At 66.6% G+C, this 24,705-nt stretch carries 26 protein-coding genes and 1 tRNA gene; 15 read left to right on the top strand and 12 right to left on the bottom strand.

The window, feature by feature from the left end; genetic code table 11:
* Window positions 1–84: 84 nt before the first annotated feature.
* Complete coding sequence (locus AB0J88_RS15225; RefSeq protein ID WP_364361032.1) at window positions 85–471, top strand: hypothetical protein; 387 nt, start codon at window positions 85–87, stop codon at window positions 469–471.
* A gap of 630 nt (window positions 472–1,101) precedes the next feature.
* On the opposite strand, the gene AB0J88_RS15220 is transcribed toward AB0J88_RS15225, so the two are convergent.
* Together AB0J88_RS15220 and AB0J88_RS15215 are read right to left on the bottom strand one after the other, a co-directional pair.
* A tRNA-Lys gene (locus tag AB0J88_RS15220) sits at window positions 1,102–1,174 on the bottom strand.
* Between the two features lie 224 nt (window positions 1,175–1,398).
* Entirely contained in the window at window positions 1,399–1,749 is a 351-nt protein-coding gene (locus AB0J88_RS15215; RefSeq protein ID WP_364361030.1) for an Lsr2 family protein, read from the bottom strand.
* A 484-nt stretch (window positions 1,750–2,233) separates the two neighbouring features.
* Between AB0J88_RS15215 and AB0J88_RS15210 the strand changes: the two genes are divergently transcribed.
* Window positions 2,234–2,638: an Lsr2 family protein gene (locus tag AB0J88_RS15210; protein ID WP_364361028.1), complete on the top strand. Its 405-nt coding sequence runs from the start codon at window positions 2,234–2,236 to the stop codon at window positions 2,636–2,638.
* 802 nt (window positions 2,639–3,440) lie between these two features.
* Here AB0J88_RS15210 and AB0J88_RS15205 read toward each other — a convergent pair.
* The gene (locus tag AB0J88_RS15205; protein ID WP_364361026.1) at window positions 3,441–3,776 is read right to left on the bottom strand and encodes a hypothetical protein; all 336 of its coding nucleotides are present in this window, start codon (window positions 3,774–3,776) and stop codon (window positions 3,441–3,443) included.
* A gap of 137 nt (window positions 3,777–3,913) precedes the next feature.
* Here AB0J88_RS15205 and AB0J88_RS15200 point away from each other — a divergent pair, with 137 nt between their 5' ends.
* Window positions 3,914–4,594 (top strand): class I SAM-dependent methyltransferase, encoded by a 681-nt coding sequence (locus tag AB0J88_RS15200; RefSeq protein ID WP_364361024.1) that lies wholly within the window; start codon window positions 3,914–3,916, stop codon window positions 4,592–4,594.
* Here the strand turns inward: AB0J88_RS15200 and AB0J88_RS15195 are convergent.
* From AB0J88_RS15195 to AB0J88_RS15185, 3 genes are read right to left on the bottom strand one after another with little or no spacing between them, the layout of a single operon-like run.
* Window positions 4,517–6,991, bottom strand: coding sequence for a tyrosine-type recombinase/integrase (locus AB0J88_RS15195; protein WP_364361022.1), 2,475 nt, complete (start codon window positions 6,989–6,991; stop codon window positions 4,517–4,519). The genes AB0J88_RS15200 and AB0J88_RS15195 overlap by 78 nt on opposite strands.
* On the bottom strand, window positions 6,988–8,148 hold the full coding sequence (locus AB0J88_RS15190; RefSeq protein ID WP_364361020.1) for a site-specific integrase: 1,161 nt from the start codon (window positions 8,146–8,148) through the stop codon (window positions 6,988–6,990). Before AB0J88_RS15190 ends, AB0J88_RS15195 begins: the two co-directional genes overlap by 4 nt.
* Window positions 8,129–9,013, bottom strand: a complete 885-nt coding sequence (locus AB0J88_RS15185; RefSeq protein ID WP_364361018.1) for an ATP-dependent DNA ligase — start codon at window positions 9,011–9,013, stop codon at window positions 8,129–8,131. Before AB0J88_RS15185 ends, AB0J88_RS15190 begins: the two co-directional genes overlap by 20 nt.
* 211 nt (window positions 9,014–9,224) lie before the next feature.
* Here AB0J88_RS15185 and AB0J88_RS15180 point away from each other — a divergent pair, with 211 nt between their 5' ends.
* On the top strand, window positions 9,225–9,557 hold the full coding sequence (locus AB0J88_RS15180; RefSeq protein ID WP_364361016.1) for a hypothetical protein: 333 nt from the start codon (window positions 9,225–9,227) through the stop codon (window positions 9,555–9,557).
* 76 nt (window positions 9,558–9,633) lie between these two features.
* Window positions 9,634–9,906, top strand: coding sequence for a hypothetical protein (locus tag AB0J88_RS15175; protein ID WP_364361014.1), 273 nt, complete (start codon window positions 9,634–9,636; stop codon window positions 9,904–9,906).
* A gap of 28 nt (window positions 9,907–9,934) precedes the next feature.
* Here the strand turns inward: AB0J88_RS15175 and AB0J88_RS15170 are convergent, their stop codons facing one another.
* Window positions 9,935–10,570 (bottom strand): ADP-ribosylglycohydrolase family protein, encoded by a 636-nt coding sequence (locus tag AB0J88_RS15170; RefSeq protein ID WP_364361013.1) that lies wholly within the window; start codon window positions 10,568–10,570, stop codon window positions 9,935–9,937.
* A gap of 587 nt (window positions 10,571–11,157) precedes the next feature.
* Between AB0J88_RS15170 and AB0J88_RS15165 the strand changes: the two genes are divergently transcribed.
* Together AB0J88_RS15165 and AB0J88_RS15160 are read left to right on the top strand one after the other, a co-directional pair.
* Window positions 11,158–11,907, top strand: a complete 750-nt coding sequence (locus AB0J88_RS15165) for a hypothetical protein (protein WP_364361011.1) — start codon at window positions 11,158–11,160, stop codon at window positions 11,905–11,907.
* Window positions 11,904–12,320, top strand: a complete 417-nt coding sequence (locus tag AB0J88_RS15160) for a DUF3883 domain-containing protein (protein ID WP_364361009.1) — start codon at window positions 11,904–11,906, stop codon at window positions 12,318–12,320. The genes AB0J88_RS15165 and AB0J88_RS15160 overlap by 4 nt, the downstream gene beginning before the upstream one ends.
* Window positions 12,321–12,397: 77 nt before the next feature.
* On the opposite strand, the gene AB0J88_RS15155 is transcribed toward AB0J88_RS15160, so the two are convergent.
* Both AB0J88_RS15155 and AB0J88_RS15150 read right to left on the bottom strand, forming a co-directional pair.
* Window positions 12,398–12,691 carry a winged helix-turn-helix domain-containing protein gene (locus AB0J88_RS15155; protein ID WP_364361007.1) on the bottom strand — a complete coding sequence of 98 codons (294 nt, stop codon included), beginning with the start codon at window positions 12,689–12,691 and terminating at the stop codon, window positions 12,398–12,400.
* Between the two features lie 1,958 nt (window positions 12,692–14,649).
* Entirely contained in the window at window positions 14,650–15,012 is a 363-nt protein-coding gene (locus AB0J88_RS15150) for a hypothetical protein (protein WP_364361005.1), read from the bottom strand.
* 366 nt (window positions 15,013–15,378) lie between these two features.
* Between AB0J88_RS15150 and AB0J88_RS15145 the strand changes: the two genes are divergently transcribed.
* The 3 genes from AB0J88_RS15145 to AB0J88_RS15135 all read left to right on the top strand — a co-directional run bounded on the left by AB0J88_RS15145 (window position 15,379) and on the right by AB0J88_RS15135 (window position 17,967).
* A complete protein-coding gene (locus AB0J88_RS15145; RefSeq protein WP_364361004.1) occupies window positions 15,379–16,698 on the top strand; it encodes a hypothetical protein in 1,320 nt (439 codons plus the stop codon).
* Window positions 16,698–17,231 (top strand): flavoprotein, encoded by a 534-nt coding sequence (locus AB0J88_RS15140; protein WP_364361002.1) that lies wholly within the window; start codon window positions 16,698–16,700, stop codon window positions 17,229–17,231. The genes AB0J88_RS15145 and AB0J88_RS15140 overlap by 1 nt, the downstream gene beginning before the upstream one ends.
* Before the next feature lie 196 nt (window positions 17,232–17,427).
* Window positions 17,428–17,967 (top strand): hypothetical protein, encoded by a 540-nt coding sequence (locus tag AB0J88_RS15135; protein WP_364361000.1) that lies wholly within the window; start codon window positions 17,428–17,430, stop codon window positions 17,965–17,967.
* A gap of 119 nt (window positions 17,968–18,086) precedes the next feature.
* Here AB0J88_RS15135 and AB0J88_RS15130 read toward each other — a convergent pair whose 3' ends face one another.
* Window positions 18,087–18,227: a hypothetical protein gene (locus AB0J88_RS15130; RefSeq protein WP_364360998.1), complete on the bottom strand. Its 141-nt coding sequence runs from the start codon at window positions 18,225–18,227 to the stop codon at window positions 18,087–18,089.
* Window positions 18,228–18,762: 535 nt separating this feature from the next.
* Between AB0J88_RS15130 and AB0J88_RS15125 the strand changes: the two genes are divergently transcribed.
* A complete protein-coding gene (locus tag AB0J88_RS15125) occupies window positions 18,763–19,287 on the top strand; it encodes a hypothetical protein (RefSeq protein WP_364360996.1) in 525 nt (174 codons plus the stop codon).
* 132 nt (window positions 19,288–19,419) lie between these two features.
* A complete protein-coding gene (locus AB0J88_RS15120; protein ID WP_364360994.1) occupies window positions 19,420–19,782 on the top strand; it encodes a hypothetical protein in 363 nt (120 codons plus the stop codon).
* 132 nt (window positions 19,783–19,914) lie between these two features.
* On the opposite strand, the gene AB0J88_RS15115 is transcribed toward AB0J88_RS15120, so the two are convergent.
* Entirely contained in the window at window positions 19,915–20,553 is a 639-nt protein-coding gene (locus tag AB0J88_RS15115; RefSeq protein ID WP_364360992.1) for an HNH endonuclease family protein, read from the bottom strand.
* Between the two features lie 297 nt (window positions 20,554–20,850).
* Between AB0J88_RS15115 and AB0J88_RS15110 the strand changes: the two genes are divergently transcribed.
* A complete protein-coding gene (locus tag AB0J88_RS15110; protein ID WP_364360990.1) occupies window positions 20,851–21,288 on the top strand; it encodes a hypothetical protein in 438 nt (145 codons plus the stop codon).
* Window positions 21,289–21,627: 339 nt separating this feature from the next.
* A complete protein-coding gene (locus AB0J88_RS15105) occupies window positions 21,628–22,005 on the top strand; it encodes a hypothetical protein (protein WP_364360988.1) in 378 nt (125 codons plus the stop codon).
* A 248-nt stretch (window positions 22,006–22,253) separates the two neighbouring features.
* Here the strand turns inward: AB0J88_RS15105 and AB0J88_RS15100 are convergent, their stop codons facing one another.
* On the bottom strand, window positions 22,254–22,667 hold the full coding sequence (locus tag AB0J88_RS15100) for a hypothetical protein (RefSeq protein ID WP_364360986.1): 414 nt from the start codon (window positions 22,665–22,667) through the stop codon (window positions 22,254–22,256).
* A 124-nt stretch (window positions 22,668–22,791) separates the two neighbouring features.
* Between AB0J88_RS15100 and AB0J88_RS15095 the strand changes: the two genes are divergently transcribed.
* On the top strand, window positions 22,792–23,634 hold the full coding sequence (locus AB0J88_RS15095) for a DUF4253 domain-containing protein (RefSeq protein WP_364360984.1): 843 nt from the start codon (window positions 22,792–22,794) through the stop codon (window positions 23,632–23,634).
* Window positions 23,635–24,705: the final 1,071 nt, after the last annotated feature.

Raw genomic sequence — 24,705 nt, 5'->3', positions numbered from 1 at the left:
TTCAGCGTGGCCAGCAGACGAGCGCGTACGGCCGTGCCATGCTGGGCTTTCGAACACACGTCCGAGCGAGAGAGAGGGTGGGGCATGAATGCTGCAGATGCGGTGGCCACCTGCTGCGGACAGGACGGAACCTGGTCACCGAAACCCGGCAGCCCTGTCACCGCAGCCTGCTTGCTGTGTCCCCGATCGCCAACCTACTGGCGAAAAAGCTCAACGGACCCCTCAGTCGGCGAGCCGCTCCGCAACGATGTTGATCCTGCTCGGCTCATCACGCGGCTGACCTCAATCGCTGCCGACCCCGACTGGCCCGACGCCCTTCGAACCGAGGCTCACGCCGCCTCGCAACAGGGCCTGGACGTCGACGACCTTTCCGACAACGCGATCGTCACCGCTCTGAACGCCCGGATCGTGGCCCGCACCACGGAACCTCAAACGACTCGTCATCCGACCAGCGCTAAGCGCGGACTGTGACGTGACCCAACCGTCAGCAAGCCAACTCGTGGCGCTGCTAGGAATCAATCCGAGCACCCTGCCGCTCGCCCCAGCCGACTTGACCGCCGCCGGCGATCGCCTCTGCGGCCAATGCGTGCGCTGCGGCGCCGCCGCGTCCATGATGCTCATCGCAACGACCGCGCTCGGCCACCGATGGGTCGACCTGTGCGACCGTTGCTTCCGCTGGGGGACTGCACGCCGCAGTTAGCTCGACGCTCGTTGAAGGCTCGCGGCGTCCGACGAGGATCAGCTGGCGACGCGCCAGAACGTGCGACCGGCCCCGACGATGCTGGGTCCGATCTTGTACCGTCCCTCGTAGCAACCGAAGGGGGAGTCGTGGGCGCGCTAAAGCCGTGGCACCTAGCGGTGCTATCGATCTGCTGCCTAGGGTCAACTGCAGTGGTCGCCGGCGTTGCCTTGCTGCTGTTGCGGCGGAAACGCTAGTCATTGCCTCGTTCGGAACGACGCAGAAAGCACGAGCCAAAGAACGCTGGGCGATCGCGCGATTCCACACAACGGTTTCGTGATACACGAACGACCACACGGCAGGAATTTATCGAGCACTGGACAATTCGCTTACATCGACCACGCGATGCATCCGACGCATTGTGGGCCGCCAGGGACTCGAACCCTGAACCTATGGATTAAAAGTCCACTGCTCTGCCGGTTGAGCTAGCAGCCCGCGGTGGTCAGGGTACCTGACCTGCGGTGAAACGTGGAGCCGGTTACCGGGTTCGTGCCTGTTTCGGCAGGTCAGCCGAACACTCGAGCAACTCTCGAGCAGCTGCGCCCGCGCTGGTCGGGCAGCTCGAGGCGGGTCCGTGGAGTGCTGAGGGCGGCGCATGGACGGGCGCTGGCCGGTGGTGTGGGCCAGGCCACGTCCCTACGTCGCTTGCTCCCTCTTGGTTAGCGGCCGGCTGTGGCGTGGTACTCGTCGACGATCTCCTGCGGGATCCGGCCCCGGTCGGAGATGTCCTTGCCTTCCTTCTTGGCCCAGGCGCGAATGGCCTTGTTCTGCTCACGGTCGGCGGCAGCACCGCCACGACCACGAGCCGCGCGCCCGCCAACCACGACCCCGCCCCGACCCACCTTGGAGCCGGCCGCCAGGTAGGGCGCGATTGCGTTCCGCAATTTGTCGGCGTTCTTCTTCGAGAGGTCGATCTCGTACTGAACACCGTCGAGGGCGAACTTCACCGTCTCATCGGCGTCGCCACCGTCGATGTCGTCAATCAACTTTTGAATGACCTGCTTGGCCACGGAGTGCCGTCCTTTCACATGGTCCGACGCGCAAACATCACAACCCTAACCGATCCTGAATCGGTTGCTGATTGCCGCATGAAATCCGGTGCCGCTGAACGTGGCACGGAGTGAAAAGTACCCTCTCCATCCGTTGGTACGTCCTCCCGGCAAGCGGTTTACCGATTGTCGAGGTGGATCCGTCGGACGGCGCAGGTTGGTCGAACTCGTTCGCCGCCGGTGAGGGCGCCTGTGCCGGGGTGCGTGGATGAGATGGATCCGACATCGGCGGTAGCGGTGAGCGGTGTGACTTGATCGGTGGTGGCGGCGAGCGATTGCGTCGGGGAAAACCGAGCCCGGCAACTGGCCAGTTCGACCGTCCACGGCCCAGCCGCACTCTTCGCGGGCGGGCCGATGGCTGCCACCGACCGGATCTGGGCGATCAATGATCAGTTAGCGTATGAGCAGCGTGAGCGCTCGTTCGACCAAGTGAGGAATCGGCCTTATGGCGAAGAGAACCATCGTCAACCTTGTCGACGACATCGACGGCGGGACCGCGCACCAGACGGTGACGTTCGCCCTCGACGGCGTCACCGTCGAGATCGACCTATCCGACGAAAACGCCGCCAACCTACGTCGGGCGTTTGATCCGTTCGTACGGGCGGCGGCGAAGGTGACGTCGACCGGGGTGCGCCATTCCCGAACCGTCATCTCCGCCCAGGGAGCGAGTCTGCGCGAGCAGACCCAGGCGATCCGGACTTGGGCTCACAAGTACGGCCCCCAGTTGGGACTCGACCCGGTCGGTGACCGCGGCGCCATTCCTCAGCGGATCCGCGACGCCTATCAACAGCACGACGGCCGCGCACCACGCACCGCGCTTGCGTCCCCGTTCCTGGCTCCCACCGTCTGAGACCCGTACCGCGCGGGGCCGGCCGGCTTGTCGTCTCCGACGACTGCCTGGGAGGACGGGCGACATGTTCAGCACACCTAAGGCGGATGCCGCGTAGGTCGACCGCCCGTGTTCGGGCGCAATACGAGCGTGTGTCGTCTATCGACGGCTTCCGCATTCCAGGCGCCTCCGCTGCCCTTCTCGGCGTGATCACACGCCTGGAGCAGCGGCACCTGTGGCCCGGCGCCGTGCAGACCGCGTACTGACGCTGGTACCAATCCGTCCATCACCGCCCGTTACGCCACGGCAGCTCAAACAGGAACCGCTACGTCGCCTCCGATACCGCCTGCTGTGAGTACTGCACGCCAGAGGTCTACCGCACCGACAGCCGTGAAGTGCTGGCCGCCGCGATCCAGCTGCTGCCCTCACGAGCGAGCCACGAACTCAAACGGCACGTCCAGCATTTCGATGACCAGCTGTTCGCCCGAGGACGCGCCGACCCGACCATCATCACCGAAGGACCTTGGTGGCTCTGAGCCTCAAACCGCTGCGGCCGGCTGGTCGAGAGGATCGAAGCGCCGGCATCCAGGACGTGCTACAACGCTGAACGGTTGAGTCGACCGGGCGACCGCGCGTGACGCTGGCTCGGTGGGTCGGGCTGGGTGGCCTGCGCAACCCAGATCTGCGTCACCGCCTACGCAGGCGGCTATCGCCGCCGCCTGCGCATCGGCCGCACGCCACCGTCGTGTGGGTGCCCGGTGCGCACGCGGATGGCAACGTGGCGCGTTGATCGCCACCATCCGTCGACCGTACAAGCCGGCCGCTATTCGTCGATGCCGATGACGGGGACGTCGTAGATGGAGATGTCGCGGCGGACGCGGATGTGTTGGACGGGGTGGCGGTAGCGGCCGTGTTCGAAGGCGGTGTCGACGAGAACCTCGGCGACGATGGCGGCTTCGACCTGGACATAGCGCAGTGGTGCCCTAGTCTCCCAGTTCCCAGCCCAGGACGTGGGTAGCGGTTGCGGCCAGGGGTGTGTGACGGGTTGGCCGCGGCGTTGCGCGACGGGTCGGGACAGCAGCGGGGCGAGCTCGGCGCGTTGGACGTCGGTCAACGGTAGGGACCGGCCGATGTAACTTTTCTGGACCACGATGCTCATCGATGTCCTGGCCTTTCTGTCGCCGCGTTGGCAGCCGAGTATGTCTTTGAATCGAAGGCTCGGCCGTTGGGCGTGTTCGGTTGCCGGTCGGGATTCACGGGCCGCTGCCCCTTTCCGATCGATGCCACCATTGGTCTATGACCACCGATGCCAACGCCGGCGCCGGTCCTGGCCCGATCACGCCGGACGGCTGCGCGGTGGACCTGTATGCGCTTCTCCCGCCCGGCGGCGAGGCCGAGATCGCGCATGAGGCGATCCCAGCCGGCAGCGCCGTGCTGGAACTCGGCTGCGGCACTGGACGCATCCTGCGACGCCTTGCCGAGCTCGGCCACTCGGTGGTGGGTGTGGACGAGTCACCCGACATGCTCGCGTACGCGGTCGGCTTGGACACGGTCTGCTCACCGATCCAGACGCTCGACCTGCGTCGTGGCTTCGATGCCGTGCTGCTAGCCAGCGCTCTGATCAACACCGCGGACCAGGAACTCCGCACCGCCATGCTGCGCACCGCCCGCCGTCACACCGTGGCAAGCGGGTCGTTGGTGGTCCAACGGCATCCCACGGACTGGTTCGACACCCTCGTTCCGTCGAGCGAGGAGCAGGATGGGATCCGCTTCTCCGTCGGTGCGGTGGAACGCGATGGCCCGTTACTCACCACGACGATCGAGTATCAGGTCGGCCGCCGCCGATGGACGCACTCCTTCACCGCCTGTCGCTTGACCGACGATGACGTCACCGCCGCCTTATATGGCGCCGAGTTCGGACACATCCGTTGGCTCACCGAGGATCACTCCTGGCTCGCTGCGACCGCCACTACCTGAGCGTCTTCCACCAGGTGATGCTGGCCGGCCGATTATGGCCGGTATGCCGAGATCGATCGGGCCTCCGTCGATGCGGCGTTCCAGGTCTCGCAGCTTGGTTTCGGCGGCGTTGAGGCTGACTTGGAGTCCTTGGACTTCGCCGAGCCAGCCTTGGGCCTGGGCTTCCTGGATTCGCTCACTCAGGCTGTCAATGATCTCCATAAGCCGGGGCCGTTGCGTTGGATCGACGCGGAGCATGGGGCATCGGACGCAGGCGTGTTCGTGGTTGCAGGGTGTGCCGTAGGGGCGGCCGCAGGTGCCCAGTTCGAGCGTGCGGAGCCGGAAATGCTGGCAGAACTCGTCCCACTCGGCGTCGGTTGGTTCTCGGTACTCAGCTGCGGGGCGGGTGGCACGGCGGTGGGAGATGTGCGTCCGGTAGGCGCGGATCACCTCGTCTTGGAACACAGCGAGGTATGCCTGGGTAGTCGTCAGACTCTCGTGGCCGAGGATCTTGGCGGCGATGTGGACGGGTAGTCCGCCGGTCACGGCGTCCGTGGCGAACATCCGCCGGAAGTCGTGCGGCGTGTAGCGCAGCGGCTTGCCGTCGGCGGTGGTGAGCCCGGTCAACCCCAGGGTGGCGTTGAGGAGTTTCTGGACCGTGCTCTCGCCGAGCATTTCTCGGCGCCATCCCCTTCTGGTTTGGAACAGGTGGGGTAGGGCTGGTCCGGTTGTCCTCTCGTGGGTGTCGTAGCGGGCCACCGCTGGGACGCGACCGGACGCGTCGCGCACGCGGTTGACGACGACGGCCAGGACGCTGGCCAGTTCGGGCGTGATCAGCAGCAGCCGCTCCCGGTTGGACTTGGACGGCACGATCTGGAGTAGCGGGACGGTCTCTCCGGTGTCCGGGAGTCGGTAGGAGATCAGAGCTAGGTGGGTGATCTCCAGTAGCTCTTCCAGCCGGACGCCGGTGTGTCGAAGGGTTTCGATGATTGCCCAGCTCCAGAAGGCACGGTCCTCTTCCAGCGTCGTATTCAGGCGTTCGCCGGTTTCGACGTCCTCGACGTGGACGAGGTCTGGTCCTCTGCTTCGGGCACTGCGCCTGTTGTCGCTGGAGATCACCCGGCGGAACATCCGGCTGCGGTGGCCGAAGACCTCGCCATCGGCTGCGACGGTGGCTGCGGCTAACAGCGCTTGGGTGTGGTCGCGTTGCCGCTCTGCGGTGGCCACGAGCAGTGGCAGGTGCGGTAGCCGGTCCCGGACCCTTTGGTGCATGTCAGCCTCGACCCGCCGGCGGTGTTTAGCGACCTGCCCGTAGGTGTCGTTCTTGCGGACTGGACTCGGTGCGGCCCAGCGGGCCCACCACGGTTCAGTCAGTGCCCATTCCTGGATGTCGAGGTAGAAGGCACGGACCTGCATCAGGATCTGCATAGGAGCCCGCCGCTCGCGCTGGTGGCCTTTCGCGTCTACTACGTAGCGGCACCGTTCTTTCCACGCCTGCGCGACTTCGGCTGGCAGGTGCAGCGAGTCAATGCCGGCGTGGTGCTTCTCCAGATCGGCCCAGAACCTGCCCGCCAATGTCGCCATCAGGTCGCAGAAGCTGCTGTAGTCCATGGCCGGGCGCCGCTCGTCGCCGTAGCGCACCAGCAGGTCACGGATCGACCGGCAGCGCAGGCTGTAGCGGTCCACGAGGTCGGCGGTGGTCCGTTGCCCCTCGCGCATCGTGACGCGGAATGGTTGGCTCGACGGCAGAATCGCCACCACAACGCAGAGGTCCCACGCGCTGCTGAGGCCACGCAACAGCGTGCCGCGTGGGGTTCGGCTCGAGTCACGAAGCTCAAGGAGGTCCTCGGCCTCGATGTCGTCGAGAGATTTCCCCGTGTGCAGAAGGATCTTCGACAGTGCGATCATCGGCTGCGCCATGTGCTGGCCAGTCAACCCTCGCTGCGCCGCGGCGTCGGCGAGGTCGGCGAACCGTTGCTGGCAGCGAGTCTTCTGGACGCGGTCGTAGAGCGTCTTCGCGCCGAACTGCCGCAACGCGGCGTAGCTCGGCGCGACCGCGCGCACCAGGAAAAGGGCGGCCAGACCGTCGATAAGCTCCTGCCGCGACGTCTGATAAACACGTCGGTCAGCGGCGGCGAGGCCGGCAATCCAGCCCAGGTCGTCGCCTCCGGCCGAGAACCAGCGGTCCTGCCATCCCTGACCCGGGAAGCCTTCCAGCCATGCCAGAATTCGCCATGCTCCCCGATACGCTGCGCGGAGATCACGCTTGCGCTCGCCGGGCAAGCCCCGCACCAATTCCAGCACGGTGCTACTCGGCTCGGCGTCGATACGGTCCACAACATGGATGTGCGGCAGGCTCCAGTCGCGGACCTGCCGCCGCGCCTCGTTGGCGACGCTGATGTCGACGGCTGCGCTCACGCGGTTGTCCCGAACAGCGTCGCGAGGTCCTGCCGGTTGTATGGCAGCAACGACACCGCGGGTGGGGTGGCAGGGCGCTCGTGCAGTTCGGCGTGGTGTCGCCGTACCCGCGCGATGATTTCCTGGTCGTCGTCCTCAAGATAGATCTGCGTCGTCGTTAGGTGTGCATGCCCAAGGATCGTCTGCACATCGCGCAGCGACAGATCCCCATCACGGGTCATCCGTAGCGCACAGGTGTGTCGCAGATCGTGCATCGTCCAGTTCGTTCCCAGCAACGCATTCGCCCGACGGAGCACCGCTCTCAGCGCGTCATAGTCCAGCGGCACCCGATGTGCTCGGCCATCCCGATGTCGACGGCGAAGCGTCCACCACAACGCGTCGCTGCCCGCAAGCCGCGGAAGCTCGGCCAAGTAAAGCCGCAGCCAGACGAAAGCGTCGGGACTCGCCGGTAGCCACTGCTCAGCATCGGTGCCCTTGCGGCGCACCCGAACCAGCTGCTCGCCCCAGTCAACGTCGCCTGGACGCATCTTTAAGAGTTCACTTGCCCGCGCGGCCGTCGAAACTGCCAACGACAGGATCGCGCGGTCCCGGTGGGAACGCATCGCGGCGAACAGGTCCGCCCACAGAGCGTCGGGGACCGAACGCGGACGCCGCTTCGGGACCTTTGGGTTGTAACGCAGCCGGCCCTGTGCCTGAACGAATGGCTCCAACGGATTGTGGTGCGCGTCGGCTCGCCCACCTGCCCTGGCCAGCGGGACCGGATTGACGAGGGGCCTGGCGCCCTCCTCGATCCAGTAGTCGTAGAAAGCACGCAGCACCGCGTTGGAGTGCCTGATCGTTCGTGGGCCGTACCCGTTACCGAGGTACTGCTTGCGGGTCACCGGATTGATCGTTCCGGCCAACCGCGCCGACGCCGTGCGGCCTTCCGCAGCCGGCTTGGTCGCATGACCAAGCCAAAGCACGAAGTCCCGCACCTCGATTGAGGTTGCCCTATCCCACTTCACGTCGACCACGCGTAAGAAGCGCCACCACCGCAGCAGCCCGTAGCAGTAACTACGGACCGATCCAGGACGATTGCCTCGAGCGGTGAAGTCCCGTAAGAAGCCGCTCACCGGCGCGACAGCCTGCCCGGCGTCATCAACAACCTCGAACGGCACCACACCTTCGCCCGCAACCACGGCACCCCACCCAGGCAGCACGAGACGGCTCAGATCCCGATCTAGTTCCATCAGCGCCTTCCGATCGAGGGAACCACCGCCCACTACCGCGAGCAACTCCCCATGCCGTAGCGCGGACACGCTGCGTATACCGAAAGAGACCGCCAAATCCGAGCGCCGTAATCCGGTCAACACATCGCAGCCGGTCGTAGCTGTCGTAGCGGCCGATCAGGACGGTTTGCGGGGCGGTGATCCAGCCGGTGACGCCGGCGACGACCGCTTCAGCGGTGGTTCGCACGCGCAGTTTTCGCCAGCCGCTGCGCCCGATCCGGTAGGGCTGGTCTCGGCGTTTGGCGACGACGCCTTCGATTCCGGTGTCGGTCCATGTCTCGATCCATTCCCGCGCCACGGCGGGATCGGTGGTGTGCGGGCACAGCACGAGGTTCGCCGGTGTCTCGGTCATGAGTTCCTCGAGCAGGGCGCGTCGTTCGACGAGGGGGGCGGGCAGCCATGACGCGTCGCCTGTGGCGAGAACGTCGAAGACGACGTAGTGCGCCGGGTACTGACGAGCGAGCTGCAGCACGCGCCGGCCGGCGCCGGCGCGGCGTTGCAGCAGGGCGAAGCTGCTGCGTTGGCGGCCTTCGTCCCAGACGACGAGCTCACCGTCCAAGACGACACCGGGTGGCAAGCTCTGACGCAGCGCGCGGGTGATGTCCGGGAACTGGCCACCGATCGGTTTGCCGTTACGGGTCTGGAGCTGAACCCGGCCGTCCCTCACCCAGGCGAGGCATCTCCAGCCGTCCCATTTCGGCTCGTACGCCCACGCCGCCGCGACCGGCAGCTCATGGGTGGAGGCAGCGGTCATCGGCTCCACCGGGTAGTGGAGACTCGCCCGGTCACGCCGGCCAGGTGCGGTCACCGCGACCGGTCGACCGCCTGCCGCGCCGTCTGCGCCACCTGTTGATCGTCAGCCGGTTCGACGCGGGCCCGCCGGCACATTCAACGGAACCGATCCGTACTCGTACGTGTGTTCTAAGCTGTCCCGGATCGAGATGGCGGGCGAGGGAGACACGGGCGTGGTGTACATCGGGGGTCTGCCCCGCAGAGAGGGCATGGCCTTGGCCAAGGCGACGGGACGGGCCGAACGCGTGACGTTCGGAATGGACCGGCACCTGCCCCTGGTGGAGAAGATCGCAGCGCTGGACGCGGTGTTCGACGAGGAACGGGTTCCCGCCGGCCGGCGGCCGTTCCTGCTGGGCGTGCTTCTCGGAATCACCCGCGCCAACGGCGAGTCGCAAGACCTGGCCGACCTGTACGCGGCCGCGGGCGCCGACCCACAGGCCGCGGCAGCGCAGGAAGCCCACCAACGCGACGTACTGAGCGGCTGGCGCGGCGGACCGCGCCACTGACCCGGACCAAACGACGCAGGCTGCGGGATCGCCGAACCGGGCCCGGCAGGGCTGGATGCCGGCTCATGATCGGGTGGTGAGCGACGTTGTCGAGATTGCGTGCGTCGACGGCCCGATCAACGGCCGCGATGCGTGGGTGCGTCTCGATGACGACGGCATCCCACCCGCCGAGCTCGACCAGACCTGGCTCTGGACTGAGTACGGCAGCGAACTGCTCGACGCCGACGTCGATGGCGTGTATGTCCTGGAACCGGTTGCCGGGGCGGGACCGCCGTGGCGGTATCTGTGGATTTCCCACCACAGGCCGGATGGGCGACTCGCGGCTGAACCCCACGACAGGGCGGGGTAGAGGTTGGTGTTGCTGTGCGGGGCGGCGGTCAGGCGCCCGGGTAGCGGGTCAGCCAGTCGGGGTCTGTTGCTGGGGTGTACTCGCCGCCGGAGGGGTGCTCGGTTACTTGTTGGACCAGGTCGCGGGCGAGGGTGTCGCCGGGCCAGGTGAGTTCGAGGCGGGCGACCCAGTCGATGGGGAGGGCGTCTGGCCCGTGGATCGTGCCCAGCAGCGCGCCGGTCACGGTGGCCGCGTGACCGCCGTCGGCGGCCGAGGCGGCGAGCAGTAGGGCGTCGCGGACGTGCCGGCGTTCGACGTTGACGGCGGCGTAGACGCCGCCGGCGAGCGCGCTGGGCGCGGTCGCGTCCTTGGCCAGCGTGCGCAGGATGCCGACATCGCCGGGGCTGGTGGATCCGAGTGCTACGAGGTGGGGCAGGTCCAGGTCCAGGGGCGGCAGGTCGCGGCTGGCTAGCGTGCGCTGCGCGTGTGATGCGGCCGCGTCGAGGTCCTCGCCTCGGGACAGGGCGGCGAGGAGGTCCGCGCCGAGTGCTGCGGTTGTGATCGCTGCGCCGGCGTGGGTCAGCGCGGCGAGCTCGGCGGCGATGCCGGTATCGGTTTTCCACCAGTGGATCAGGGCTGCCGGCAAGGTGCGTGTGAGCGCGTGCGCGCCAAGACTCGTTCCCACGGTTTCGCCGATGGCGCCTCGCTTGCCGCCGCGGATCGCGGCGACGGTCGCGGGGGCGGTCCCGCGCCGGTGCGCGAGGGCGGGCACGTGAACCAGCCACCCGGAGTGGCGCCACCATCCATCGTCACGGCCGGTGGCAGGCACGTCGCCCCGTATCGCGGCCCGGCGGCGATAGGCGTACCAGGTCACCCCTGATGGTGTGGTGATGCCTTTGTGCATCCCGCGGACGTGGGCGCGGATCAGTCCTTCAACAGTCCAGCAGGCCAGCTGTCCACCGGCTCCCGCCGCGATGGCACCCTTTCCTGGCAGCTTGCCCTGGGCTGCGCCGAGCGCGTCTCCGAGCAGCAGGCCAAGATGAGACCTCGGGCCACACGGATTGACGGTTGCGCGGGTTTGGGCTCGGTATCGGTCACCACACCTCCAACCACGGTGATCCCGCACGCTATCGAACCGGTGCTCATGGCCGGCCCGCACACCGCCCAAATAGTTGATCGTTGTCGCTGTTTGCCTACTCATCCGGTGTCGTTGCCGGCCTGCCGGCCATACGGTGAGGCGCGTACAGGCCTCGGGGAAACGGGAGGACGGCTGTGCGGTTCGTGCTCAACGGAGTCGCCCGGGATCTAGACGCCGAGACGGTCATCACGAGGCTCCGACAGGTCGTGCCGGAGCCTGTGCGTGAGCACGGGGTCCGGGTTAGCGGGATCGTGTTCCCGGTCAAGCAGGCATTCGAGCGTGCGGTGCGCGTGCCACGAGCCGAGTTCACGAGCCACATCGCACTGCGGCACCTACGAACGCTGGGATTCGAGATCGTCAGCAGCACCGCGCGGCCGTCATCACCGGACCAACAACCGTCGGTCGCGCTACTAGGGGGAACCTCGACGCCGCTGGCGAACGCGGGCAGCCGCTGGCCGTGGGAAGGGGCGGTGCAGCAGGTGTTCGCCGATCTCCTCGAACGGCACGGTTGGTCGGTCACCGCCATGGCCGACACCGCCACCAAGGCCCGCGGCGTCGACCTGCTCGCCGAAACCGATACCCGCAGGCTTGGTGCGGAGGTGAAGGGCTGGCCCTCCGACACATACGCCGACCCGCGCCGAGCCGGTGAGACGAAACGAACCCAACCAAGCACGCAGGCGGGGCATTGGTTCAGCCAAGCCCTCTGTAAAGCGATGCTGCTGCTAGACAGCCACCCCGGACGCGAGTCACTCATGGTGCTGCCCGCCCACGACCGCTACCGCGACCTGGCCACCCGCACACGCACCGGTCGCTGCGCCGCGAACATCCACGTCGTCCTTCTCGATCGGGACGGCACTTATGCGAGCGAATGGTGGAAACCATGACCGGATCCCTGCCACTGAGCGGCAACCGGGCGATTGAGGATGCCGCTGTCGCTTTCGTCGTGCGGTGGGAGAGCGATCACGGGCGTCCCGCTGAAGACACCCGCGGCAGGGGTGCCGCAGCGGACGTCGCCAGCCGCGGCCGCACGATCGAGGTCAAAGCCTACGGACAGTTCTCCCGCGGTCAGGAGCTGTGGCTCGAGCCCCGCCAGAAGGTCGAGGCGGCCAGCAACCCAGATTTCTGGATCTACGTCGTGGAGAACGTGCGTCAAGGTGACCCGGCCAACTTCCGCCTGATCCAGATCGGAGGCGATGACCTGCAGCGTCTCATGCAGCGGGCCGTCGAACGCCGCTACTTCACGGTCCCATGGCCCGTCGCCGCGTACGACGCACTCATCGTCGAGCCTCCGACCTGAGCACCGCCGTCAGGCCGTCACCATGCGCGCCAGGGCAGGCATGGCCTGCGAGACCACTGTCGCTGCGGGACCATCCATCAGGCGCCGACGTCACGTAGTCCGGCGAACGTGGACCGGCCGGAGGACTCTGCGGCGGTCGCGATCGCGCGGTGATCGGCGGTGACGTAGACACCCCTGCCTCGCTGCCCGACGATCAGGCCTAGGGTACGCAGCACGACCATCGCCGTTGCGATGGTCTGCCGACTGACGCCGTACCTGTCACACAACTCCCGACCCGTCGGGAGAGCGGCGCCAGGCACTAACTCGCCAGCCGCGATCTGCCGGAAGATGTCGTCGACAATCAGCTCGTAGCTGTGGCGGGCCGTGCTCACGACACCTCCCACCGACGCGGTTCGCATACCTGCATCAACACAGCCACGTACCGGTCCCTCCCGCAAAGGAGTGGACGGCACGGCACCATCGGCGGTGCACATGCCGACGACTCCAGATCCAAAATCAAGCGTTCCCTGCGGCGGTCGCGGACTTGTGAGCCGACAGCCCAGACTGTTCCCCGTGGCTTGCCAATGCCCGCACATCTCGGTCAAGGAATGTCGCGCACGGATAGCGACGAGCAAGCCTGCATCCGCGCCACCACGCGGGAAAGCCACAGCTGGCTAACCCGAAGATCGACGAGTCGCACAAACACCCCCATCGACGGGCGCCGGGCGAATCCCACGGAACCAAGCCCGCGGGCATCGTCGTCCTTGCGTGCAATGCCGGGCAGCGGAGTCGATCGCTGACGCCCGCCGCTCCGCCCAAAGACCCGCGCTAGATCAGCCGAGTCCGCGGTACTCGGACAGCGACCCGGTTGCTTGGACAACGTCCGCGGTCCGCCCAGCGCACGCCCGTGACGCGACCGCCGTCGCGCGACACCGTGACGGAGCCGGCGGCGTCGCGATCCAGGCCTGACGGTGCGACGTCGGCCGTTGCCGGTGACAGGAGGTCTTGCGCAGGTGGAGGGAATCCTAGGCGCCATCCCGGTACGCCCGCGATTCCCACCAATCGCCAGAAGCATCCTGGGAAGCGGCAAGCCAATCGCAGGAAGTCTCGGCGGTCGCCGCCGCGCTCGCGCGCGTGACTGAACTGGGCTGTGCATCTGTAGTCGAGCAACGAGCACGGAGCGCTCACCCCTTCGAAATGGGTCAGCGTGATGCGAGATCAACGCGGAGCGGACGCCCGGCCAGGACTGGGTCTAGGTCCTCGCGGCAGGCCCGGGCGCGCATTTATCCCACTCCACCGCTGGCTGCCGCATTGTCTGTGTCCTGGTCCCGCGTCGCCACGTGTCCGGCCGATGTTGCGGTCCGCCAACCGTTTGCGTTTCGGTGTGTCCACGATTGCGAAATGACCGCACGAACGGGAAGCCCATTCCATCGCCAACCCGGTCACCAGGCCAGCCACCAGGAATGCCGGACCCGCCACGCCTGGGGTTTCACATGAAAGCAACGACGGCCTCGCCGACTTCATCGAGAGCAAGGACAGACCGGTCAAAGTGGGGCGCGCGCCTGTATCGGCAAAGGAACGAACGTCAATCTCCGAAGTGGAGGACCCCAGTCAGAGCCTCGCGGGAGAGATGGCGGCTACTGCTGAACAGTGCCCTCGACCTCGTCAGTGATGAGCCGGCGGAGCCGGGCTGGAACAGGCACGGGCCAGGGTCGTGACGGATCGAGCCAACCGCCCACGATCAGCTGCTCGAGCGCGTCGAGCCGCGCGCGGTGCGTCCGCGGCGGGCCATCATGCCGGCACAAACCACAGGGACCCGCCCAGTGGAGCTCAAGGCGGATCAAAAGCTCGGTCAACGTGGATCTGTTATGAGGGGCGACTGGTGCGACCATCGTCTACTCCATCGGCAAAGGGAGCGGTTGGCGTATCCAGCGGGGGTCTGCACACGCCAACCACTCCAGATGCGGAGCCCTCACACAGCCGCCTGATCGCGCCCGTCGGGGTACCGACAAGGGCCTGCCTTATCGGCGACAGGCTTGCGTAGGCAGGAGGGCAGGTTGCCGGTCGCGCACACTGGCGGCGAACGCCTCCATCTGCCCGTGTTCGAAAACGAGCATCGGGGACGCGTTGCCTGGCATCCGTACCTCGGCGCCATCGCGAAGGACGATCACCCAAGGCGGCCAGCTTCCCGCCTCGACCGCTACGAGCAGATCCGTCCACTCCTTCGAGGTGAACTCCAAGACCGGCCCCCGACCACCGTCCTGCGCACGGCGGACAAACCAGAACCCGTCGTTGGACAAGACCTCCCAGCCCGAGTCCGCGCCGGATAGGCGCGGCCTGACCCAGCCACTCACGGAAAGCTCCGAACGACCGCCGCGCCTCGAGGAGACTCACCCAACGGCCGGCTCGCCTGCCCAGTTGCCACAACCCACGTGATCAGGACAACCGCCATGACCAACTGGAACGGGACGAAGAACCACGCCCACCGAGTTCCGGAAGCCAGGACCACATCAAGTTCGTCATCAGTGAACCGCTGACGAATTCGCTCCGGCTGCCCGAAATGAACGCTCACCCGAAGCGGTGTGGCGGCCGACGAAGCGCCAGGCCCGACGGCCGGGACGGCGACCGCCACACCACCTTTCACCGTCGCCTGATCAGGTGCAGGCATCGCGGCGCCGGCAGGATCACCGTTGCTCGACCGGTTCGCCGCCATCCACGTCACCTCCGCAGACCATCAGGCTCACCTACGCGATTCGGCGACGGCAGGAACCGCCGTTGCCATCGGATCGCGTTGGTGGCTCCATGATCAGGGACATTCACGCGGCCGGGAATCCCCATCCGCCGCTGATTCTGTCGCCAGGATTAGCGCCAGGATTGCCTCTGACCTGCGCCGTAACGGTCTTCACCGACTTGAGAACGATGATTCTGATCTAATCCTCGGACCGTGGTTGAGAGAACGGCGACGCTGGGTTTCGCCGCTGACATCGATTACGTTCCAGAGGCGCGCTTACGGGGGAAACCACATTGCCGAGAGAGACGGCATATTCTGTGAATCACGGCTGGCGAAGGCAGGTGGGGGTTGACCGAAGAACGAGTTCGAGAGCCCAACCACGACCTGGCACGCGCGCGGCATGCAGAGGTCTCGCCGACGCGGCCGCGTCGACGGCTGTCGCGCCAGGAGGTGGCGGACGCGTGTAACGCCGTGCTTGCCGAGCTCTACCGCGCAGAGGGCCGTCGTCAGCTTCACGCCGGCGTCACTGCCGGATACGTCGGAGCGCTTGAACGCGGGGAGATCCGCTGGCCCAACGATGACTACCGATACGCCCTTCGCGCGGTCTTCGACGCCAGCGACACCGAGCTCGGGTTCTACATCGATCGACCAGACCGGCCGGCCGGCCATCACACTCCCGTGTCCCTGTCATCGGCAGGGCTGTGGCTCGATCCGCTACGACAAGCGCTGCTCGTGCGACAGCTTGATCCCCTTGAGCCGTTGACCGAGGCTCGGATCGTCAGCGCGGTCAACGCCGCGCACAACGCCTACCAGTCCGCGCGCTACCGCGATGCCCTGAAGCACCTTCCGACGCTGATCCATGGGGCAGAAAAGCACGCATACGCGGCTCCTCAGCGGCAGCGACTTCGCGCGTACCAGGCACTAGCCGGCGCGTATCTTGTCGCCTCCAAGCTGGCGGCAAAGGGCGGTGACGGCACCCTCGCTTGGCTCGCTGCCGACCGTGCAGCAAACGCGGCTGCGCAGCTGGACAGATCCAGCCATGCACTTCAAGCTCTGACTTCGTATCAAGCCGCCTGTGCGTTGGCCCGGATACCAGGACGGACCGATGACGCCCAAGCCGTCGTGATGAACGCACTCGATACCCTCGCATCGCGGCATGCGGATGGAAGCACAACCGCCCGATCTGTCCAGGGAGCCCTCCTGCTCCAAGGCTCGATGATCGCAGCGCAAAGCGGTCAGGAACAGGCATCCGGCAAGCTGCTTGCCGCTGCCACAACGCTCGCCTCAGCACTTCCCGGCGACCAGAACGAGCTGTGGACTGCGTTCGGCCCCACGAATGTCGAGATTCACCGCGTCGCGATCGCCGTCACGCTGCACCAGCCGAGCTTCGCTATCCGCGCCGGTGAGCAGCTCAACACGGACAGGCTTCCGGCCGTGCTGGTGAGCAGGCGCGCTCAGGTCCACATTGATCTAGCGGTCGCATACACCCAGGTCGGTGGCGGCCCATCCGCAGTGTTGCACTTACTCGAAGCGGAGCGGATCGCGCCGCAAGCTCTGACACACAACGCTGACGCTCAGGCGGCCATTCGCATGCTTCTACGTCGAGAGAAACAAGCGCGGACGCCTGGCCTGCGCTCACTCGCGGAGCGGGCGACAGCGGCAGACTGATGATTCAGCCATCATCGCAGCGCAACGTTGTAGTCGTGGTCTGCGCTGCTCCTCCGGCGAAGGACGCAGCCGGGCTGGTCGATCTTTTGCTACAAGATCTGTGGGACGTGCAGGTCGTCATCACTCCCACGGCAGCGGAGTGGGTCGACGTCACTGAGCTGGAGACCATCTCGGGCCATCCCGTCCGCTCTAAGCCGCGGGCGCCCACCGATCCACGTCTAACCCCTGATCCCCACGCGGTGGTCTTAGCGCCGGCGACGTTCAACACGATCAACCAATGGGCGTCCGGGATCAACAACACGCTTGCGCTCGGCATCCTCAACGAAGCGCTCGGGACAGGAATCCCAATAGTCGCGTCCCCGTACGTAAAGAAGAGCCTTGCGGCACATCCCGCGTTCGGCAACAGCTTGCGTCTCCTCTCCGCCAGCGGCGTCGTCCTAACGGGCATCGAGGAACTGCGACCACCGGAAGCCGGTGACCTCTTCCGCTGGCACATCGTGCGAGACGCCCTCCGTCAAGCGACCACCGGCTGACCCGCCGTCTCCCTCAGAGCCGAGGCACCACTGCGCCGGGCAGGCGAGGTCATCGTATGCGTCGCGCCAACCCTGCCGGCGCGAAAGTCGCCGATCGGCGTGATCATCAGCCGCCATCGAACGCCAGGTGTGAGGTAGTCATTCGAGGGTCTGTTGACCCTCCCTGGACGTCAGATGGACCTTCTACTCTCATCTGGTGAAGGAGCGTGACGAGGGCTATGTGTTCTCGATGGCAAGCAATTGCCGCCTGTGGGAAAGCGATCCCGATCCCGCGTTGATCAATATTGGATCCGAGCGGGAGCCGTTTATGGTCAGCCGTGTTGAGGCCTTTCGTACCTCCTATGCGCGGGCTGTCCTGGAGCGCCTGGACGCCGACCCGCAGCGACTCGCCGCAGCAGAGCAGTACTGCCTGGCGGAGCTGGACCGGATCGAGACACGGGAGTACTGGATCGAGGTCCGCGACCGGCGCGCCGCTGCAGGAGATCCTCACGCCGACGACGCGCTGTCCCACGGCGAAAGGACCAAGTGGACGGAACTGTGGGAGTGCGCACGCGACCTGTGTCACTCGGCCAGCACCCACCTCGGTGACGCCCAGATCCTTGATGAGCGGAGCCGACAGAAATTCCTCGCCGCCTTGCGCCACCAGAACACCCTCGATGTCCTTGGGGACGTCGCGGGCGTGGCCGGGGCCAGTGGACGCCGGCTGACGCAACGCCTGGCCGACCTTGACGACTGAAGCACCGAAGCCTGAACCGCGATACGCGCAGCGTGCGTCGGCGGGGATTTCGGCTGCGACGGGCACGGCGCCGAGCTCACCGGCGGGATCGCACGCGGCTCTGGTCTGGCCTTGCGTTGCTAGAACGGACCCCATCCTTTGACCGCGGCCACGAAACCGGTTAGGGCGGCCAGAAGTGCGGCTACCGCGGTGACCAGGGCGGCCACGGCGTGGATCCTGGCTGGCAGCCGGCCCGGCGGCTGTCCATCGTCACTGCTCATGAGCAACCCTCCCGCGTAGCCATAGTAACCACGATGTTTCGGGTGGGGAAGCTCGCGGATCCCTGCATGCCGTGGCCGATGTCTACGCGACGCGGGTTTCGATCACGCTGGCGGGCGGTTGTGGTTCGAGGCGACCGGATTTCGTGACCGGCCGCAGGCGGGCGGGGTCTGCCGCCCGCCTGCGGCGTTGGTGCGGATTGTCAGTCCCGCGTGACGGCCATTGCGCAGCATGTCAGCGTCGCTAGGTCAATGCGTGTGGGTCAGCAGGTGGCGAGCATGCCGTCCTGGTCGTTCTTGGGCTGGTCGACGTTGTCGGTGACCGCCCACAGCTCGGGGCCGCCCAGGTCGTTGGCGTAGGTCTACCGGCGGGCGGTGGTCCACACCCAGGCGCCGGAGGACGAGTCCGCGCCTGAACGAGACGGAGAAGGCGGGCAGGCCAGAGCCGTGGCGTTGGCCACCGATATTCCGGCACACACAGTTTTCAAGATCAGCTAATGTCTGCGCCATACACGTACTCTGGTTTCGGGGAGCGGTCATGCGGCGCGCAATCGCCACGCTGGTCTTGGTTTCGTCGGTGACATTCGGCGCTGCCGCGTGCGGATCGGGCGGTACGGCGCTGGCGGCACCCACCCGGGCGCCCGCGGCGTCGGCATCGCCGTCACCGTCGGCCGCGCGGACCTCGGCGCCGGCTTCAGCGCCGGCTTCGATTGACGCCGCGACGAAGAATGCCTGCCAGCACGCGGTCAAATACAGCGACAAGGCGGCCGCCAACGTCAAGAGCGCCCTGGACGAACTCAAGGGCCTCGCGTCGATCAAGCATAAGAACACCGACGTCAAGGACCGGATCGCCTACCTCAACAAGTACGACGACAATGCCCTCAAGCAGTGGGCGTACCGCCTCTACGACCTTTCCGACGTGTCTACGGACGCGGCTATCAAGACCGCCCTGGCTGACGCGTCACGGAACGTCCTGTTACTCACCGATGGGACCACGATCGACAAGGCCTTGACCACGACCGCTGCTGCCCGTAAGACGGTCAGGGCCGCCTGCACCGGTTGAGCGAGCGTCCGCCTGCATGCCGTCCGCTGGTAATTCTGTGACGGCCACTTGCTCGAGCACCCGACGAGTCGGACCAGCCAGTCGCGGCACCCTGCCACGGTCCGACGTTGCTGTTCGGGCTGAGAGGACTCAATGACTGCCAGCGAGATACCCGCCGTCGTGTTGGATTCGATCGACGAGATCCGCACCCTGCACCGGATGCTCATGGTCCGCAAGTTCGACGGCACGGAAGACGAGTTCTTCGGCAGCCCGTTCGTCGCGAGCGTCCAGCACAAGCTGGCCGATGCCCTCGCCGTAGCGGAACCGTCCAAGCCCTGGGCTGCCTGGCGAGATGCCGATGGTCATGACGCGGAGCTTGAGAAGGTTCGCCAACACATCGCGGGACTAGGCAGCTTCTGGACTAACGCCGACGCCACAACTCGTCGACGGTATGTCTGCGATCTTCTGGCGCCTCTGCTGCCGGACGACGACCTCCTCCGCGAGCTCACCTCCTGACCGACCAGGTTCAGACACCGAGCGGGCGGATAGCCAAGACCGCTGCCTTCCGCCCGCCTGCGGCGTTGGTGTGGGTTCGTTGGGCGCGCGTGGCAGCCATCGCGCCACGTGTCGACGTCGCTGGGGCGACGGTCAGCAGGTGGCGAGCATGCCGTTGAGGGCGCTCTTTTCGGCGGTGTCGACGGTGAGGCTGTAGTACCACTTGACCTGGATCCAGGCGCGGGCGTAGGTGCAGCGGAACGAGGACAGCGAGGGTTGCCAGGTGGCGGGGTCCTGGTCGCTCTTGGACTGGTTGACGTTGTCGGTGACCGCCCACAGTTCGGGTCCGCCCAGGTCGTTGGCGTAGGTCTGCCGCCGGGCGGTGGTCCACGCCCAGGCGCCGGAGGACCAGGCCTCGGCGAGGGGGACCATGTGGTCGATGTCGACGTCGGAGGCCGCGGTCCAGGTCGCTCCGTCGTAGGGGCTGTACCAGGAGCCGGAGGTAGCGGCACAGCTACTGTTGACAACGACGCCGGCGCCGTCGCGTTTGAGGACCTGCTCGCGGGTGTTGCACGCGCCGGTGATGGTGATCCAGTGTGGGAACAGGTCACGGTTGTAGGTGGAGTGGTGGGACTCGGCGGCAACCGTGAGCGCGTTGAGCCGGCTCACCGCAGTGCTGTAGGACGGGATGTTCGGCGGGGCGGCCTGGGCGGGGCTGGCGGCAAGGGTGATCGTGAGGGTGGCCACGGTGGTGGCTGCCACGGCGATGGCGGCCCTAAGGGTGCGGACCATCGTGTCTCCTGACCTGTGGCCGTGGCCGAACAGGGGTGTTCCGGCGGGGACACGACACACGTCCCATTGATAGGAGCAGATGTCATGGTCGTCTGTCCACGTCCTCGACGGACGGGTTCCTGACCGCCGCGCCCGACTTCATCCTCGGGCGCAGGTCCAATACGAGGCCCGCGTCTGCCACGCCTCGGCGCTTCCGTGCAAACGCTCCCGGTAGCGGACTTGACGCTTGACGTCGCGCGAGCGTCGATCGTCGTAGGCGTCGACCAACGGGCGTCATCACGGGTCTAGGAGGGGCTCTTGATTGTCATCGACGCGGCCGAGCCCGTGCATCGCGAGGTCCAGCTGTTGGCTGCGGCGTGGGCTCTGGGCCCGGTCGACGCGGTCGGCCGGCTGTTGGACTTCTACTACGCCCACACCACGGAGCCAACGAGCTCCGTCGACGAGGTCGACGTCGCTGTCCACGCCATCTATGGCGGCGTGCGGCTGGAGGGCCGTTACGGCCGCCGCACCCACGTCCTGACCGTCACCAGCGAGCCGCTGGCAGGAAAGTCCTTTACCAGTCCGAGCACTGCCCGTACGGGTGGTGACCGCGTTGAATCCCTCGGGCACCGGCCACGGCTCCGGATGGCAGTTCTGGAGGATCAACGCAACGGGAGACCGTCTGGAGGCCATTCGCCGGCGCGCCTAGTGCGCCTGACGTTGCACGTCTTTGGCCGACGTCTGGGTCGCAGGTAGCTACCTCGGGAGCTGATCGCTGATCGTGCGGAGTGCGGCCTCTAACGCGACAACGTCGGGTCGCCGTCCACCGCGTCGGCTGATATCCCTGATGAGGTCATCGCATGGCGTACCGAACACATCCATCCTGTGAACAGTGATGTCTGTAAGGGGGTGATCACCGGGCTTCCCATTGGGCATGGATCAGATCTTCCCCGGTACCGCCGTCCAGCGCTGACGGCAGCATCTTTGTCGACGGCGTTGCACGGGGTCGTCGACCAACTCGATCGTGACGCCCCGTCCTTGCTGTGCGGCGTCCGGGGATGGCGGCTGGCGATGTGCCGGTGGGATCATCTTGGGATGGACGTCGCCCTGGTCCGCTCCAACGTTCGGAGCGTTCTCGGGCTGGCGGGTGTCGGACTTGTGCTGACCGCTGTTGTGAGCCTGGCACCGCGCCAGGTCGATGATCAGATCCGCTCATGGCAGGCCCCGGCGGGTTACGCGGTCGCCGAGACCGTCCCGGTAGGCAATGACCGTGTCTTGCGGCTCTGGCTCGGACCGACAGGCTGGTACGTCGAAAGCGTGTTCTCTGGGACGAGCGAATCGGCGGTTGGCGGCAACCGCGGCGGTGACCAGTTCACAGTCAGCGAGGTCCTCGACGGTTTCGTCGGTACCGTTCCAACAGCCGGTGTGAGCACGGTTTCGATCCGATCGGCCGGCGGCCCGAGTTCGTCGTGAACGTGCACGAGGGAATGTTCGTTGTGCGCGCCGACGTCACAGCTACGGCGGAGTCGGAGCTTCTCGTCACGCCTCTGGACGTCAGCGGAGCACCCCTTGCCGACGAGACGTCTGTGCCGATCGCCGGCCGTCTCTGACCACCGTGGAGGGGGCCTGCGACGTCCTGCCACGGCGTTCGCCTGGACATGAGACCCCGCCCCGGTTGCGGCGTTGCGGGCGATGCGACGCAGCGGAGGCTTGACAGGTTGCTATGGCGGACCGTCCTCGCTAGGAGGTACCGCGAAGGGGTCGTCGGGAATGAAACAGCCGTAGTCTTGGAGCGGCTGCGGATCGTTGAGTATCACCTGTTGCAGCCGACCAGCGGGCGACAGACCGTCGGGTCGATCCGTGACCCGCACCCCGGGCAAGAGTCCTCCGGCACCTAGCATCTCGCCGTCGAGGGCGTCGGCAGCGAGGTCTCCGTCCCGATCGAGCAGCGCGTGTACCGCGTCGTATACGTCGACGACTGCCTGGGCCGCCTCAGCGACGGTCAAGCCCGGGTCACGGTCACGCAGAGCCTGCCGCGCCGCAGACAGCAATCGGTCGGGGTCCACGACGACGACATCCCGTCGTGTCCGGATGCTGATCGTCATGCCCGCCTTCGGCCCCACGGAGCCCGTCATAACGCCAGGGTAGACCGGCAATCCCCGCGGGTCAGCCTCCGCGTGAACGCGACTGGCGGCATAGGCGGATAGCGGACGAGGCGAGCGAGTCTGATTGCGTTGGCAGGTCTGTACCCTGCGCCGCATGGCACGCAATCCGCTTACCTACCTTCGACACGACTCGGGCGGCGGTTACCTCAGCCTTGACCTCCCGATAGGGCGAGCCGTGCACGAGACCGACGCCGGGATCCTCGACGAGCCGATCCTGTGGATCAGCGACACCCGTCCGGACGCGGGTCTGTGGGGATCACTTCAGGCGAGCCATGCCCGGACGGGTCTGTGGCCTCTGCTGCTCGGAGGGAGCTCGCACGAGCCAGGTAGTCCCTGGACGACCGGTGAACTTTTCCCGGGTCTCATCAAGTCCAGGCCGGGCGATCATGACGCCGCCGTGCTGCTCGCTGGGTGGTGGTCGGTCTACACGACCGCGGATGATGACGACGACATGCTCAGCGCGCCGGAGCGGCTGGCCATCACGGCGCCGTTCGGCGATCAGTGGCCTGGGCTTGCGCATGCCGGAACAGTGCAGGAAGACGCCGCGGTTCGGGCCGCGGCGTTCGCGGAACATCTGATGGCCGACTCGTGGCTGACTGCACCGCGCCTCGGGCTCAGTGCCAGTGCCCGCGGTGCTGATGCCCCGGCCGATCTGGGGTGGGGTGGGCCAATGAACTACGAAAACGACACTGCGCTGTTCAGCACGGTGCTGCGCAGTTGGGAAGAACGTTTCGGTGCAAGAGTCGTCGCCCTCGGACCGGCCGAGCTCTACCTCAGCGTCGGCGCTCCGCCCACCGACACAGACCACGCGCTGCGCGTCGCGGCGGAACACTTCGCGTTCTGCCCCGACAACGTGTGGCGGTCCAGCACGGACTCCCTCGTCCTTTACGCCGACAGTCTCGTGAACCGGGCCTGGTGGTCGTTCTGGTGGGACTGAACAGCCTCGTCCGCCGGCAACCGAGCTCGCTTCGGTATGAGCGTCACACACCACTGCGCACCCCGGCCCGTCAGACCGAAGTAGCCGAACTCCTCGAGTTGCTGCGATCCCGCTTGGACTTGGCCCGGAGTGACGGGACCGGGGTCGGATGCGGGTTCACCGAGGAGTCTGCTGCTGGACGGCTTGGCCGCACTGGTGCGGGATGGATACGTAGCCATCGGATGGTTTCGGTAATGCTCGCACGCAGGCGGTCGAGCACGCATTCACGAGTAACGGCAGCACGTCGGTGGCAACGCGAAGAGAAATCCACACTTGCTGGAGCCTGGCCGGGTCGATCCGCCTGTCGCAGACACTGCAGGCGCGGATGCTCTCGACACCCCATACCTGCGGGTCTAGATCGTCGTGTGTTGGCAGTGCGGCCAGCGCCCCTCGCGGTTTGCAGCCTCGGGAACGCAGGACGGTATTTGACGTTCCCGTACAGGGCGCGGGTGCTGACGGTGCTCTCACGCAGGTTCGGGCACCGGGTCAGCTCGTATGGGAACCAGTGCAGCGAGTACGAGGTGTACGGTTCGAAGACTTCGAGGCTGGTCATCGCGCCGATCTCACGGGAATCCGTACCAGCGGGCTGCCGTACAGCAGGAAGCGTTTGACCCTGGTGAGCTTCGCGATCGTAGGCGGTAGCGTCACCAGGTCCGCCCGCTCGCTCGGCGAGAGGTCAACCAGCGGCCGGAACACTTCCCGTCCGTCGCCCGCGGCCTCATTGATTAGCTCGAGTAGTCGCCTCCATCCGCCCGCAGACGTGTCCTGGCGCTCACCGTGGAACCTGACCCGTGCACCCGGCCGGTCGAAGCATCTCTCCGTGGCTCGCAACGGGCTGCGGCCGGCCGCATCGGGGCCAAAGCGGTTTGGCACCAGCTGCGGCGTCGGCTCGGGCTGATCGTTCATGGCAGCAACTAACCAGATACAAATGGCGGCTCAGCAACGGTCGGCGCGCTGTGCAGTTTGCTGGCCGGTGCGCGGACCGCGGCAGATCCGTGCACGTGGCCTTGCCGAGTCAGACCCGCGGCGTCA

Source organism: Asanoa sp. NPDC049475, assembly GCF_040676915.1.
Taxonomy (GTDB): domain Bacteria; phylum Actinomycetota; class Actinomycetes; order Mycobacteriales; family Micromonosporaceae; genus Asanoa.
Note: the sequence above shows the minus strand (reverse complement) of the source record. Positions and strands in the feature narration are given on the sequence as shown.

Bases quoted from the DNA above. Each gene is read 5' to 3' on its own strand.
- AB0J88_RS15225 (WP_364361032.1), top strand. From the start codon at position 85: ATGAATGCTGCAGATGCGGTGGCCACCTGCTGCGGACAGGACGGAACC.
- AB0J88_RS15210 (WP_364361028.1), top strand. From the start codon at position 2,234: ATGGCGAAGAGAACCATCGTCAACCTTGTCGACGACATCGACGGCGGG.
- AB0J88_RS15205 (WP_364361026.1), bottom strand. From the start codon at position 3,776: ATGAGCATCGTGGTCCAGAAAAGTTACATCGGCCGGTCCCTACCGTTG.
- AB0J88_RS15200 (WP_364361024.1), top strand. From the start codon at position 3,914: ATGACCACCGATGCCAACGCCGGCGCCGGTCCTGGCCCGATCACGCCG.
- AB0J88_RS15185 (WP_364361018.1), bottom strand. From the start codon at position 9,013: ATGACCGCTGCCTCCACCCATGAGCTGCCGGTCGCGGCGGCGTGGGCG.
- AB0J88_RS15160 (WP_364361009.1), top strand. From the start codon at position 11,904: ATGACCGGATCCCTGCCACTGAGCGGCAACCGGGCGATTGAGGATGCC.
- AB0J88_RS15150 (WP_364361005.1), bottom strand. From the start codon at position 15,012: ATGGCGGCGAACCGGTCGAGCAACGGTGATCCTGCCGGCGCCGCGATG.
- AB0J88_RS15140 (WP_364361002.1), top strand. From the start codon at position 16,698: ATGATTCAGCCATCATCGCAGCGCAACGTTGTAGTCGTGGTCTGCGCT.
- AB0J88_RS15130 (WP_364360998.1), bottom strand. From the start codon at position 18,227: ATGAGCAGTGACGATGGACAGCCGCCGGGCCGGCTGCCAGCCAGGATC.
- AB0J88_RS15125 (WP_364360996.1), top strand. From the start codon at position 18,763: ATGCGGCGCGCAATCGCCACGCTGGTCTTGGTTTCGTCGGTGACATTC.
- AB0J88_RS15120 (WP_364360994.1), top strand. From the start codon at position 19,420: ATGACTGCCAGCGAGATACCCGCCGTCGTGTTGGATTCGATCGACGAG.
- AB0J88_RS15115 (WP_364360992.1), bottom strand. From the start codon at position 20,553: ATGGTCCGCACCCTTAGGGCCGCCATCGCCGTGGCAGCCACCACCGTG.
- AB0J88_RS15105 (WP_364360988.1), top strand. From the start codon at position 21,628: ATGGACGTCGCCCTGGTCCGCTCCAACGTTCGGAGCGTTCTCGGGCTG.
- AB0J88_RS15100 (WP_364360986.1), bottom strand. From the start codon at position 22,667: ATGACGGGCTCCGTGGGGCCGAAGGCGGGCATGACGATCAGCATCCGG.
- AB0J88_RS15095 (WP_364360984.1), top strand. From the start codon at position 22,792: ATGGCACGCAATCCGCTTACCTACCTTCGACACGACTCGGGCGGCGGT.